Here is an 11,887-nt window from a genome sequence, read left to right on the forward strand (position 1 = left end):
TGATAATGGTTCTGTTGCATTGAACCATGTTTCGCTCCATATTGGGAAAGGGGAGTTCGTCTTCGTCGTCGGTGCCAGCGGTGCCGGGAAGTCGACGTTTATCAAGCTCCTGTCGCATGAAGAGCTGCCGACAGAAGGCTCTGTATTTGTCGACGGCACGGAAGTCAATAAGCTGCCGAAAAGCCGCGTCCCCTATTTGCGCCGCAAAATGGGCATCGTGTTCCAGGACTTCCGCCTTTTGCCCAATAAAACGGCCGAAGAAAACGTGGCCTTTGCCATGGAAGTCATCGAATCGCCGCGGCGGGTTATTAAAGAACGGGTCCGGACCGTTCTGGATCTGGTAGGATTGCTGGGGAAAGCCGATGCACTGCCGCAGAATCTGAGCGGCGGCGAACAGCAGCGCGTAGCCATTGCCCGGGCCATTGTCAATCGCCCGCTTCTGCTCATTGCGGACGAACCGACAGGCAATCTGGATCCGGAAACGTCCATGGATATTATGGATACCTTTAAAAAAATCAATCACATGGGGACAACAGTCCTCATGGTAACTCATGACAAACAGATGGTTGATTTAATGAACAAGCGGGTCATCGAAATCGTTGACGGCGCCGTCGTACGCGATGAAATGAAAGGGGGATATAACGATGAAGATTAGGACCATGCGCTATTTTGTTGCCGAAGCATGCCAGTCGTTCTGGCGAAACAGCTTTATGTCCGTCGCCTCCATCATTACCGTTGCCCTGTCTCTGTTTATCCTTGGTATTTTCATGACCATTGTGGCCAATCTCGATCATTTTGCAGAAAATCTGGAAAGTCAGGTCGAAATCAGCATTTATCTGAAAGATGGCCTGACGACGGATCAGGTCATGAGCGTCGGCAAGCGGCTGAAAGCGCTGGATGACGTCAATGAAATTACCTTTACCAATAAAGATGAAGCCATGGCGAAACTGAAAGACCGCATGAAAGATCAGCCTGGGATTTTAAGTGCCCTGGACGGGAAGAATCCGCTGCCCAGCTCGTATGAAGTGACTTTTACCCGTCCCGAAGCGGTCAAGCGGACTGCCGCTATTGTGGCAGAATATCCGGAAGTAGAAAGTACCCATTACGGGCAGGAAATTATTGAACAGCTCTTCCAGATTACGACAGTCATTCGCTGGGGCGGCATTGCGCTGGTCGTCTTCCTGACCTTGGCGACGCTGTTTATCATATCCAATACGATACGGCTCACTGTATTTGCGCGGCGCAAGGAAATTGGCATCATGAAATACGTCGGCGCGACGAACTGGTTCATTCGCTGGCCCTTTCTGCTGGAAGGGCTGATCCTGGGATTTATTGGCGGCATCATTGCCGATATTGCCCTGTTTCAGTTTTATGAAGTCGTCGTAGAAGCCATTCATCGCTCCCTGGCATTTCTGCCGCTGGTCAGCATGTATCCGTTTATCTATCACATGAGTGCACTCCTTTTGATTATCAGCATGATTATCGGTGCTATTGGCAGTACGATTTCCCTGAAACGGTATATGAAGGTGTAAGGTATGTGGAATTTTTCAGGACAAAAAAAATATATTGCTGCCCTTGTGGCAGCAGCGCTGCTGAGTCCCTATGCTTCGGTGCTGGCAGAAGATGAAGATTTACAGAATCAGCTGTCAGACGTACAGGGACAGATGGCCGAACAGGCCCAGAAAAAAAGTGATGCCGAAGCGGTCATTGGCAATGTGTTTGAAAAACTGCGGGTCATTCAGCAAAATCTGGATGCCGCGACGGCTGACTATAAATCGATTTCCGAACAGCTTGCGCAGACAGAACAGGAAATTACAGCGACGCAGAAAAAACTGGCTGCTGAACAGGCCAAGCTGGAGAAGCGAATGGATGTATTTCGCGTCCGCATTCGCGATATTTACATGCACGGCCAGCTGAGCTATCTTGACGTCGTACTGGGAGCCAAAGATTTCAGTGATTTTGCCAACCGCGTCGACTTGCTCCGTCGCGTCATTGCTGCCGATATGGAACTGATTACATCTATTCGGGAACAGCGCGATCAGATCCATCAGGTAGAACAGGAACTGCAGGAAGAACGGCAGAAGCAGGTACAGCTGAAAGAAGATGCTGCTAATAAGCAAAAGGAAATTGAACAGCATAAACAGGAACAGCAAGCTGTTCTTCACCAAGCTCAAAACGATAAAGCTACGGCCGAAGCGGCTTATCGTGAACTGGAAGCGTCTTCGGCAGCCATTGGCGAAATGCTGCGGCAGCGTCAGGCTGAACGGGCAGCCGCGGCAGCTGCCGCGGCTGCTGCTGCTGCTGCAGCGGCACAACAGCAGGCTGAGGCTGCGCAGGCGCCGGCAGATTCTTCTGATGGCGGCGGTGGTGGCTATGACAGCTATTACCAGCCCGTTACCGGATCAGGCGCTATGATCTGGCCCGTAAACGGCGTCATTACCTCGCCTTTTGGCTATCGGACTCATCCGATTTTCGGTACATCTATTTTCCACAGCGGCATCGATATTGGCGTCGATTACGGTACGCCTGTTCATGCGGCAGATGGCGGCTACGTCGTAGAAGCCGGCTGGATCAGCGGCTATGGCTACGCAGTCATTATCGATCATGGCAATGGGTTGTCGACGTTATACGGCCATAACGAATCCCTGGCCGTATCATCAGGTCAGTCTGTTTCACAGGGACAGGTTATTGCCTATGCCGGCTCTACAGGGAATTCCACAGGGCCGCACGTACATTTTGAAGTCCGGGCTAATGGCGATCCCGTTGATCCCATGGGCTATTTATAAGGCGGCGCAGGTATGAAACAACAAGTAAGCAAGTGGAAAGAAAAACTGCATGGCCTGTCCGTTAAAAAAGCGGCAGGAACTGTCGTAAAAGGACTGGCCGGTATTGTCGTCGTTACAGGAGTGTCCTTTGGCAGTCTGTCCTGGTACTTTACCGGCGATGTCCTGGGCATGTTCAAGCTGCTGCGCGCTTTTGACGTTGTAGAAACGTACTATGCCGGCAATATAAGCAAACAGGCTCTCCTGGACGGCGCCTTGAAAGGCATTGTAAGCACTTTGGGCGACAAACATTCCGAATACCTGTCAGGCGAGGAATTTGAAGCCTTTTCCAGCCAGATGAGTGCGTCCTATGCCGGTATTGGCGTGTATATCAGCAAAGCTGATGAAGGCGTGCTCATTGCCGGTGTCATGGACGACAGCCCGGCCAGTGAAGCAGGGCTGAAACGGGGTGACACCATTCTGGCTATTGACGGCAAGCCCACGTCCGGCATGGAGCTGGCAGACGTATCTGACCAGATTCGTGGTCCCGTCGATACGGCAGTCGTGCTGACGGTCCGGGAAGACGGCGTCGACAAGGATGTTTCTCTTACGCGCCGGCGCATTCATATCAAGACCGTTGCCGGAGAAATGGTCGAAGGCACGGATATTGGCTATATCCGCATTGCCATGTTCAGCGAAGATACAGGCAAGGAATTTACAGAACAGTTCCAGCAGCTCCGCAGTCAGGGCATGAAACGGTTTATCCTGGATCTGCGCAATAATCCGGGCGGTCTCGTCGATCAGGCAACCGATGTGGCCAGCAATTTCGTACCGCCTCAGACGACGGTTGTGTCCTATATTGGCAGCGATGGCCAGGAAACAAAATTCACGGCTCCTGGTACGGAAGATCTTCTGCCTATGGTCGTGCTGGTCAATGAAAATTCAGCCAGTGCGTCAGAAATCGTTGCCGGTGATGTGCAGGATCTGGGCCTGGGGAAAATTGTCGGCGTCCGTACGTACGGCAAAGGTACCGTTCAGGGCGTATATCCGGTTACAGCCGATAATGCCGTAAAACTTACGGTAGCCAAATACAAAACGGCAAAAGGGCGGCAAGTAGACGGAACAGGCATTGAACCTGATGTAGTCGTACAGCTCCAGCCCGATGATACTGTCGATTATCAGCTGGAAAAGGCGCTGGAAATCATAAAGGGACAGGAATGATCAGTGGAAATTTTTGAAAAATCCCTTTACAGATTAGCCGTTTTGCTTTAAAATTTTGATAGAATCACAACGTATATATACGATTAGGACAGATAGACAGGAGACATGGTATATGGATGCTGTGTCTCTTTCTGTATATACGAGCAAGAAAGACAAAGAGTCTGTGTACGCCCATAATGGTGCAGATAGTGTTGAGGTGAATCATGTTTATAGACAGAGCAAGAATTTTTGTACAGTCCGGACGAGGCGGCGATGGCATGAGCAGTTTCCGCCGTGAAAAGTATGTGCCTAAGGGAGGCCCTGATGGCGGCGACGGCGGTCATGGCGGCAGCGTCATTCTCGTAGCAGACCGCAATGTCAACACGCTGGTTGATTTCCGGTATCGCCGTCTCTTTAAGGCAAAAATCGGCGGAAAAGGCGAAGGAAGCAATAAATACGGCCGCAATGCCGAAGATTTGCGCATTACCGTTCCCCTGGGGACGATCGTAAAAGACGAAGAAACGGATCAGATTCTGGCCGATCTCAGCCGGGATGGACAGGAAGTTGTCGTAGCCAAAGGCGGCCGCGGCGGCCGGGGCAACTGGCATTTCCGCACGAGTGCCAACCGGACGCCGACCTTTGCCGAAAAAGGCGAACCTGGAGAAGAACGGTGGCTCCGGCTGGAACTGAAAGTGCTGGCTGACGTCGGACTCTTGGGCTATCCCAGTGTGGGAAAATCCAGCATTCTGCGCAGCGTATCAGCTGCAGAGCCGGAAGTAGCGGCTTATCACTTTACGACGCTCAACCCTATTCTCGGCGTCGTCAGCCTCAGTGATCACCGCAGCTTCGTCATGGCCGATATTCCAGGACTCATTGAAGGGGCCAGTGAGGGCGTCGGTCTGGGGCATGACTTCCTGCGTCACATTGAACGGACCAAAATCCTCATTCATGTCCTCGACGTTTCCGGTATGGAAGGCCGCGATCCTATCGAAGATTACGAAAAAATCAATGACGAGCTGAAAAAATACAATGAAAAACTGTCCCGCAAAGTACAGGTCATTGCAGCAAATAAAATAGATCTTCTTGACGGATCGGACAACCTGGATCGCCTTCAGGCATACATGGCTGAACGGGGCCGCGAAGTATTTCCCATCTGTGCCGTAACCGGCGAAGGCATGAATGCCCTTCTCGAACGGGTATGGCAACTGCTGGAAACGTATGTGGAAGAACCGGAAGAAGTAACGGAAGAAGTCGTGTACAAAGCGGAAGAAAAGCCGGACTTTGCCGTTACCCGTGCTGATGACGGCGCCTTCGTCATTACAGGGCCGCGTATTGAAAAGCTCGTAGCCATGACGAATTTTGACGATGACCAGTCGCTGCGGCGGTTCCAGCGTATCTGGAAGTATATGGAACTGGACGGGCTTCTGAAAGAGCAGGGCATCCACGACGGCGATACAGTCCGCATTGAATCGATGGAATTTGAATACCATGAATAAGGGAGAGAAGTGGCAGTGAATAATAAGGACAAGAAAATACTGAAAGGCCTGGCAAGCCTCATGCCGTCTGTTGTGCAGATTGGAAAGGAAGGCCTCAGCGATGCCGTCATCGACAGCGCCCGGGCAGCCATTACGGCCAGGGAACTGATTAAAGCGCATGTGCTCAACAACGCCAATCTGGATACGAAGGAAACCATGGAAGACCTGGCGTCCATGCTGGGCGCCGAATTGATTCAGGTCATCGGCCATTACGGCGTACTGTTCAAGAAAAAAGATAAGAAATCACGATACGATTTTATTACCATGTAAGGCGGGGATATGATGACTGTCAACCGGCAAGACTTGAAGAACAAACGGCGCATTGTCGTAAAAGTCGGCTCCAGTACGCTGACACATGAATCAGGAAAGTTAAACTACTACCGCATTGAGCGGCTGGCCATGGAAATTGCTGACCTGGCCAATCAGGACAAGCAGATGGTTCTCGTATCGTCCGGTGCAGTCAGTGCCGGCATGGGGCCGCTGGGACTGAAAGAGCGGCCAAAGGCCATGCGGGAGAAACAGGCCGTCGCTGCCGTAGGGCAGGGCGTTCTCATGCATACATATGAAAAAATGTTCCGCGAATACGGACAAAACGTAGGACAGGTGCTCATGACGCGCATGGATGCACAGGACCGAAAGAAGTTCATGAATTCCCGCAATACCCTGCTGACTATGCTGGATATGGGCATTATTCCCATTATTAATGAAAATGACGTCGTCGCCATTGACGAATTTAAAATCGGCGATAATGACACGCTGTCTGCCATGGTCAGCAGCATTATTGACGCGGATCTGCTCATTATCCTGTCCGATATTGATGGCCTGTATACGGCCAATCCCCAGACCCATCCGGATGCGACCGTCATTCCTGTGGTCACGGAAATTGACAAGCATTTCTATGATATTGCCGGCGGCGCCGGTTCCTCCATTGGCACAGGCGGCATGTATACGAAAATTCAGGCTGCTGCCATTGCTACGTCATCAGGCGTCGATATGGTCATTGCTTCCGGTACGGAAGAAGGTATCCTTCGCCGGATCTGTCAGGGTGATACAGTAGGTACGTGGTTTACGTCAAAAGACTCTAATCTGCATACGAAGAAGCGGTGGCTCCTGTCGGGCAGTAAGTCCCGGGGCAGTCTCATTGTGGACAAAGGGTGCCGCAATGCCCTGATTGACCGCGGTTCCAGTCTCCTTCCCGTCGGCGTACGGGCTGTGGAAGGCGCCTTCTGTGAAGGCGACATTGTCAATGTCGTCTATGACGGACTGGTCATTGCCAAGGGAATCGTCAATTACGACAGCGAACAGTGTGCAGCAATTAAAGGTCACAGAACTGACGATATTACGGATATTCTCGGTCATGAAGGCGTATATGAAGAAGTCATACACCGGGATAATCTCGTAGCGATGCAGTAGAAAGGATTGGGATACGATGGAATCGGAAGTACAACGAAAAGCACGTCTGGCCCACGAAGCGGCACGGTATATGGCAGCCGCCGATACAGCTGCCAAGAATCAGGCCCTGTCCTGCATTGCTGACAGCCTGGAAGCTCATGGAGCCGATATTATGGCTGCCAATGCGCAGGATATTGCCCGGGCCCGGCAGCGAGGCATGAGCGAATCCATGCTGGATCGGCTGACCCTGACGGAAGAACGGATTCATGACATGGCCGTCGGCGTCCGGCAGGTCATTACCCTGCCAGACCCAGCCGGAAAGGTGCTGGATGAATGGGATCGCCCCAATGGACTGCACATTCAGAAAGTTACGGTCCCTCTGGGCGTTATTGCCATGATTTATGAATCGCGGCCCAATGTCACTATCGACGCTGCCGTGCTGTGCATCAAGTCCGGCAATGCCTGCGTCCTCCGCGGCGGCAGCGAATCTATTCAGTCCAATATGGCGCTGACGGCAGTGCTCAAAGAAGGACTGGCCCAGGCAGGCCTGCCGGAAGATGCCGTAGCCCTGCTGGAAAACACGGACCGGGCGCTGGTCAAGGAACTGCTGACTGAACGGCGGTATATCGACCTGGCCATTCCCCGCGGCGGCGCCGGCCTGATTCAGATGGTCGTGCAGACAGCGACCGTTCCCTGTATTGAAACAGGCAGCGGTGTCTGCCATGTCTATGTCGATAGGGATGCCGATCTGGATATGGCAGTCCGCATCGTAGAAAATGCCAAAGTGTCGCGCCCGTCTACGTGCAATGCCATGGAAACGCTCCTCGTGCACCGTGATGTGGCAGAGGACTTCCTCCGCCGGCTGGCGCCGGTCATGGCCAGAGATGCTGTAGAACTGCGCGGCGATGAAGCATCCTGCGCCATAGATAAAACGATGAAAGCCGCAGAAGAAGCCGACTGGGAAACAGAATACAATGCCCTGATCATGTCGGTCCGCGTTGTATCGTCGCTGGAAGAAGCGATGGATCACATTCGCCGCTACAGCACCCATCATTCGGAAGCGATTATTACGAATAATGCCGAAACAGCCCAGGTGTTCCAGCAGGGCATCGACTCAGCTGCCGTGTACGTCAATGCCTCGACGCGGTTTACGGACGGATTTGAGTTTGGCTTTGGCGCTGAAATCGGCATTAGCACGCAGAAACTGCACGTCCGGGGACCGATGGGACTGGATGCCCTCGTGTCCTATAAATACGTCATCTCCGGAAGCGGGCAGATCCGCTGATGCTGACGACTGCAAAAGGGTACTGGCGCACCGTGCGGCAGTACGCGGCGGCGCCGAAAACGCGGTATGAATATGGGCGGTATGCCCTGTTTCTCGTCTTGTATGCGGCGGCCGTAGGAATTGTATGGGGAGGAATCTATCTGTATTATGGAAATTACTAGGCTGGGAATTATGGGCGGCACCTTTAATCCAATCCATTTGGGCCATTTGATGATTGCCGAAGAAGCGCGGCAGACCTTTCATCTCGATAAGATTTTGTTTATTCCTTCATACAGTACGCCCAATAAGGTCGTCCATGGGGCTACGGCGGCGCAGCGGCTGGCTATGACGAGGCTGGCCACAGCAGACAATCCGTATTTTGCCGTCAGTGATCTGGAAATCCGGCGCAAAGGCAATTCCTATACGGCAGATACGCTGAAGTTTCTGAAAAAACTCTATGGCCCTTCGTATATTCTGTACTTTATTGCCGGAACAGATACGATACAGGACCTGCCGAACTGGAGCCGGCCGGAAGAAATACTGTCGCTCTGCCAGTTTGTCGGTGCTACCCGGCCGGACGGCACAGAGTCTATTGGCCGGATTATTGAACATTTTGGTGAATTGGGAAAACATATTTTAAAATTAACTGTTCCGACGATGCAGATTTCTTCGACGGAACTGCGGCGGCGTATCCGCGACGGCCTGTCTGTCCGGTACATGATGCCGCCGGCCGTCGTCGAATACATCAGAAAAAATGGGGTATATCAATGTACGACGAAGCACTGAAACAACGAATAAAAGAAAATCTGAAAACAACTTTGACAGGCCATCGGTATAAGCATGTCCTCGGCGTAGCAGATGCGGCCAGAAGTCTGGCCAGGCGCTATGGCGGCGATGTCGATCAGGCTGAAGTTGCCGGCCTGCTGCACGATGCGGCCAAGCAGCTGCCTCTGCCGGAAATGCAGGACCTTGCCCGGAAATCCTTTGGCGAAACCTTGCCGGAAGCGGTCATGGCCACAGGCAGTCTGCTCCATGGCTATGCAGCCGTCACGATTGCCCGGGATACCTATGGCATTCACGATGACGATTTGCTGGCTGCCCTGGCACATCATACGACGGGCGCCGTGCATATGAGCCGCCTGGAAAAAATTATTTTCCTTGCCGATTATATTGAAGTGAACCGTGATTTTGACGGTGTCGACCGGCTGCGTGCCTTAGCCGCTCAAAACCTGGATGACGCCGTTTTGGCAGGATATGATTCTACCATTACCCATTTACTGGAACAGCATAAGACGATTTTCGTCGGCACTGTCGTCAACCGCAATGCCCTGATTTTGGAACACCAGAATAGGAAGGCCTGACTATGAACCGTACATGGAAATCGCCTCGTATCTGGGGGATACTTATCCTCGCTGTTCTCATCATCAGCGGCATTGGTTTTGCCTGGAAACAGCATCAGCAGTCTCAGGCACAGCGCCAGTCAGGCCAGCAATTTGTACAGACCAGCCCGGATCGGCCCTTGTATGTCCTCGTCGTAGGAACCGATGGAAATACGCCGGAACAGGCCAATTTTATCGGTCTGGCTGCTGTCAATACGGATAAAAAACACATTGACTTTATTATGATGCCGGACAACACGAAAATTGAAGGACGCCGGGGAAAGGGCGTGCAGGAACTGCAGGATGTGTACAGTGAAGGCGGCCTGCCCCTGCTGCAGGCTGTCGTAGAGGATATGTTCCATATTCCCATTCCTTTTTATGCCATTTTTTCTGCAGATACCTTTGTCCGCCTCGTCGATATGAATGGCGGCCTGCCCCTGTATGTGGAACAGAACATGTATCATGCTGATGGTGACGGCACGACGGACATCAATCTGTTTCAGGGCTATCAGAATCTGACCGGACAGGAAGCACTGGGATATATGCGGTATATCGATAGTGACGGCTATCTGTTCCGGACACAGCGGCAGGAACGGCTGGTCAAGCTGTTTTATGATGACCGGCAGCATCGGTTTGGTCTGTCCAACATGCTGTTTATGTACCGGTTCTGGAATCAGGTCGATTCCAATATACCGGCCAAGGATATGGCCAGCCTGGCCTTTGCATTCCGCAATGTTCCGGCATCGGATATTCAGTTTTATATTCTTCCCGGCGAGAATACGATTGACGCCGAAACGAAAGGCAAAACGCTGTGGAATTATGATCCTGTAGAAGGACAGAAAATTATTGGTACAACAAATAATGCCATTGCTCCGGCTCCGCAGTCGGAAGCAGCGGCGCCGTAAGGAAAGAAAAAGGAGAAGAATTCATGCCTATTACGATGAAATCAACGAAAGCTGCGACAGTGCAGAAAAGTTATGAAATTGCAGCACAGGCTGCATCTGATAAAAAAAGCTGGAATATTTCTATTTTAGATATGGCCGGCTCTTCCATGATGGCCGATTATTTCGTCATCTGCAGTGCCCGAAATAACAAACAGGCCCAGAGTATTGCCGATAACATCGAAGAAGAGATGGAGAAGAACGGCTATGATATCCGCCATGTCGAAGGATACCGGGAAGGAAAATGGATACTCATCGACGCCGGTGAAGTCGTAGCTCATGTATTTGTGGAACAGGACCGCAGCTATTATGACCTGGAAAATCTGTGGTGCGATGCAGAACGCATCCCGTTTGAAGGTGAGTAGTATGGCATCATTACTTCAGGAAAACAGCATTGCGTCGCTGGAAGTCCTTCGGACCAGCGATATGGGCGCATTTTTAAATGGCGGCACAGGCAATTCCAATGACGATATTTTGCTGCACAAGAATCAGCAGACCAGCGAAGTACACGTAGGCGATACAGTAACGGTCTTCCTGTATCACGATCCGTCAGGCCGGCTGACGGCCAGCATGCGCCTGCCTAAAATCAAAATAGGCCAGATTGGCTATGCTCCGGTTATCAACACGACGCGGTTTGGTGCCTTTGTCGATGTCGGTACGGAACGGGGAATTTTCATGCCCTTTGCCGAAATGAAAGGGCGGCCTAAAGAAGGCGAGTATATCTGGGTGAAGCTTTATGAAGATAAATCCCATCGCCTGGCCGTATCCATGGAAGTAGAAGACGAAATGCGCCGTGCCTCCAAAGCGGCGACAGACGCAAAGATTGGCGACTGGGTAGAAGGCGCCGTGTACAATATGACCGATCAGGGAGCGTATCTGATGACGCGGGAACGGTGGATTGCCTTCCTGCACCGCAGCGAGTTCAACGGCCCCATCCTCATTGGCCAGATGATTAAAGGCCGGATTACGTATCTTCGCGAAGACGGGCGCATCAATATTTCCCTGCGCCAGACAAAAGAAAATGCCATCAATCCGGACAGCGAAAAAATCCTTCAGTTCCTGACACAGCGAAAAGGAAAAATGCCTTATGGCGACAAGACCAATCCGGAAGTCATTAAAGCCAAATTTGGCCTGAGCAAAGCATCCTTCAAACGGGCCCTGGGCCATCTGATGAAGGAGAAAAAAATATACCAGCAAGATGGCTGGACGTACTTGAAAGATGAAAAGGATACATAAGTTATAAGAAACAGCAAGGGTGCAAAGAAGCATATGACTTCTTTGCACCCTTGCTGTATATAGCAGATGGAGCGTATGTACTGTCAGTATATAGATTACCGAAAGCATGGCACTTAGATTGAGAGTAAGTATATCCTATATATGATAAATATATACAATTTTGTGGGGGACTAGTGTA

The 11,887-nt window shown here is 51.6% G+C and carries 14 protein-coding genes; all 14 read left to right on the forward strand.

What is annotated here, in order from left to right:
• The coding region (gene ftsE / locus Q3886_RS04605; protein WP_301859995.1) for a cell division ATP-binding protein FtsE at positions 1–655 on the forward strand (655 nt) is incomplete at its 5' end.
• Positions 645–1,532 (forward strand): permease-like cell division protein FtsX, encoded by an 888-nt coding sequence (ftsX, locus tag Q3886_RS04610; RefSeq protein WP_301859996.1) that lies wholly within the window; start codon positions 645–647, stop codon positions 1,530–1,532. The genes ftsE and ftsX, both read left to right, overlap by 11 nt.
• Before the next feature lie 3 nt (positions 1,533–1,535).
• Positions 1,536–2,786 (forward strand): murein hydrolase activator EnvC, encoded by a 1,251-nt coding sequence (locus Q3886_RS04615; RefSeq protein WP_301859997.1) that lies wholly within the window; start codon positions 1,536–1,538, stop codon positions 2,784–2,786.
• Positions 2,787–2,798: 12 nt separating this feature from the next.
• The gene (locus tag Q3886_RS04620; RefSeq protein WP_301859998.1) at positions 2,799–3,983 is read left to right on the forward strand and encodes a S41 family peptidase; all 1,185 of its coding nucleotides are present in this window, start codon (positions 2,799–2,801) and stop codon (positions 3,981–3,983) included.
• 203 nt (positions 3,984–4,186) lie between these two features.
• Positions 4,187–5,458: a GTPase ObgE gene (gene obgE, locus Q3886_RS04625; RefSeq protein ID WP_301859999.1), complete on the forward strand. Its 1,272-nt coding sequence runs from the start codon at positions 4,187–4,189 to the stop codon at positions 5,456–5,458.
• Positions 5,459–5,473: 15 nt separating this feature from the next.
• Positions 5,474–5,767 carry a YhbY family RNA-binding protein gene (locus Q3886_RS04630; protein ID WP_301860000.1) on the forward strand — a complete coding sequence of 98 codons (294 nt, stop codon included), beginning with the start codon at positions 5,474–5,476 and terminating at the stop codon, positions 5,765–5,767.
• A 12-nt stretch (positions 5,768–5,779) separates the two neighbouring features.
• Positions 5,780–6,910, forward strand: a complete 1,131-nt coding sequence (gene proB, locus Q3886_RS04635) for a glutamate 5-kinase (protein ID WP_301860008.1) — start codon at positions 5,780–5,782, stop codon at positions 6,908–6,910.
• 16 nt (positions 6,911–6,926) lie between these two features.
• Positions 6,927–8,174 carry a glutamate-5-semialdehyde dehydrogenase gene (locus Q3886_RS04640; RefSeq protein WP_301860001.1) on the forward strand — a complete coding sequence of 416 codons (1,248 nt, stop codon included), beginning with the start codon at positions 6,927–6,929 and terminating at the stop codon, positions 8,172–8,174.
• On the forward strand, positions 8,174–8,335 hold the full coding sequence (locus Q3886_RS04645) for a hypothetical protein (protein ID WP_301860002.1): 162 nt from the start codon (positions 8,174–8,176) through the stop codon (positions 8,333–8,335). The genes Q3886_RS04640 and Q3886_RS04645 overlap by 1 nt, the downstream gene beginning before the upstream one ends.
• Positions 8,322–8,939 (forward strand): nicotinate-nucleotide adenylyltransferase, encoded by a 618-nt coding sequence (gene nadD, locus Q3886_RS04650; protein WP_301860003.1) that lies wholly within the window; start codon positions 8,322–8,324, stop codon positions 8,937–8,939. The genes Q3886_RS04645 and nadD overlap by 14 nt, the downstream gene beginning before the upstream one ends.
• Positions 8,921–9,514: a bis(5'-nucleosyl)-tetraphosphatase (symmetrical) YqeK gene (yqeK, locus tag Q3886_RS04655; protein ID WP_301860004.1), complete on the forward strand. Its 594-nt coding sequence runs from the start codon at positions 8,921–8,923 to the stop codon at positions 9,512–9,514. The genes nadD and yqeK overlap by 19 nt, the downstream gene beginning before the upstream one ends.
• Before the next feature lie 2 nt (positions 9,515–9,516).
• A complete protein-coding gene (locus Q3886_RS04660; protein ID WP_301860005.1) occupies positions 9,517–10,437 on the forward strand; it encodes an LCP family protein in 921 nt (306 codons plus the stop codon).
• 23 nt (positions 10,438–10,460) lie between these two features.
• Positions 10,461–10,838: a ribosome silencing factor gene (rsfS, locus tag Q3886_RS04665; protein WP_301860006.1), complete on the forward strand. Its 378-nt coding sequence runs from the start codon at positions 10,461–10,463 to the stop codon at positions 10,836–10,838.
• Position 10,839: 1 nt separating this feature from the next.
• Positions 10,840–11,709, forward strand: a complete 870-nt coding sequence (locus Q3886_RS04670) for a S1 RNA-binding domain-containing protein (protein WP_301860007.1) — start codon at positions 10,840–10,842, stop codon at positions 11,707–11,709.
• The last annotated feature ends 178 nt before the right edge of the window (positions 11,710–11,887 follow it).

Source organism: uncultured Megasphaera sp. (assembly GCF_958350005.1).
In the GTDB taxonomy this organism is placed as follows: Bacteria; Bacillota; Negativicutes; order Veillonellales; family Megasphaeraceae; genus Megasphaera.

Coding starts and splice junctions, on each gene's coding strand:
- ftsX (WP_301859996.1), top strand. CDS start 645: ATGAAGATTAGGACCATGCGCTATTTTGTTGCCGAAGCATGCCAGTCG.
- Q3886_RS04615 (WP_301859997.1), top strand. CDS start 1,536: ATGTGGAATTTTTCAGGACAAAAAAAATATATTGCTGCCCTTGTGGCA.
- Q3886_RS04620 (WP_301859998.1), top strand. CDS start 2,799: ATGAAACAACAAGTAAGCAAGTGGAAAGAAAAACTGCATGGCCTGTCC.
- obgE (WP_301859999.1), top strand. CDS start 4,187: ATGTTTATAGACAGAGCAAGAATTTTTGTACAGTCCGGACGAGGCGGC.
- proB (WP_301860008.1), top strand. CDS start 5,780: ATGACTGTCAACCGGCAAGACTTGAAGAACAAACGGCGCATTGTCGTA.
- Q3886_RS04640 (WP_301860001.1), top strand. CDS start 6,927: ATGGAATCGGAAGTACAACGAAAAGCACGTCTGGCCCACGAAGCGGCA.
- Q3886_RS04645 (WP_301860002.1), top strand. CDS start 8,174: ATGCTGACGACTGCAAAAGGGTACTGGCGCACCGTGCGGCAGTACGCG.
- nadD (WP_301860003.1), top strand. CDS start 8,322: ATGGAAATTACTAGGCTGGGAATTATGGGCGGCACCTTTAATCCAATC.
- yqeK (WP_301860004.1), top strand. CDS start 8,921: ATGTACGACGAAGCACTGAAACAACGAATAAAAGAAAATCTGAAAACA.
- Q3886_RS04660 (WP_301860005.1), top strand. CDS start 9,517: ATGAACCGTACATGGAAATCGCCTCGTATCTGGGGGATACTTATCCTC.
- rsfS (WP_301860006.1), top strand. CDS start 10,461: ATGCCTATTACGATGAAATCAACGAAAGCTGCGACAGTGCAGAAAAGT.
- Q3886_RS04670 (WP_301860007.1), top strand. CDS start 10,840: ATGGCATCATTACTTCAGGAAAACAGCATTGCGTCGCTGGAAGTCCTT.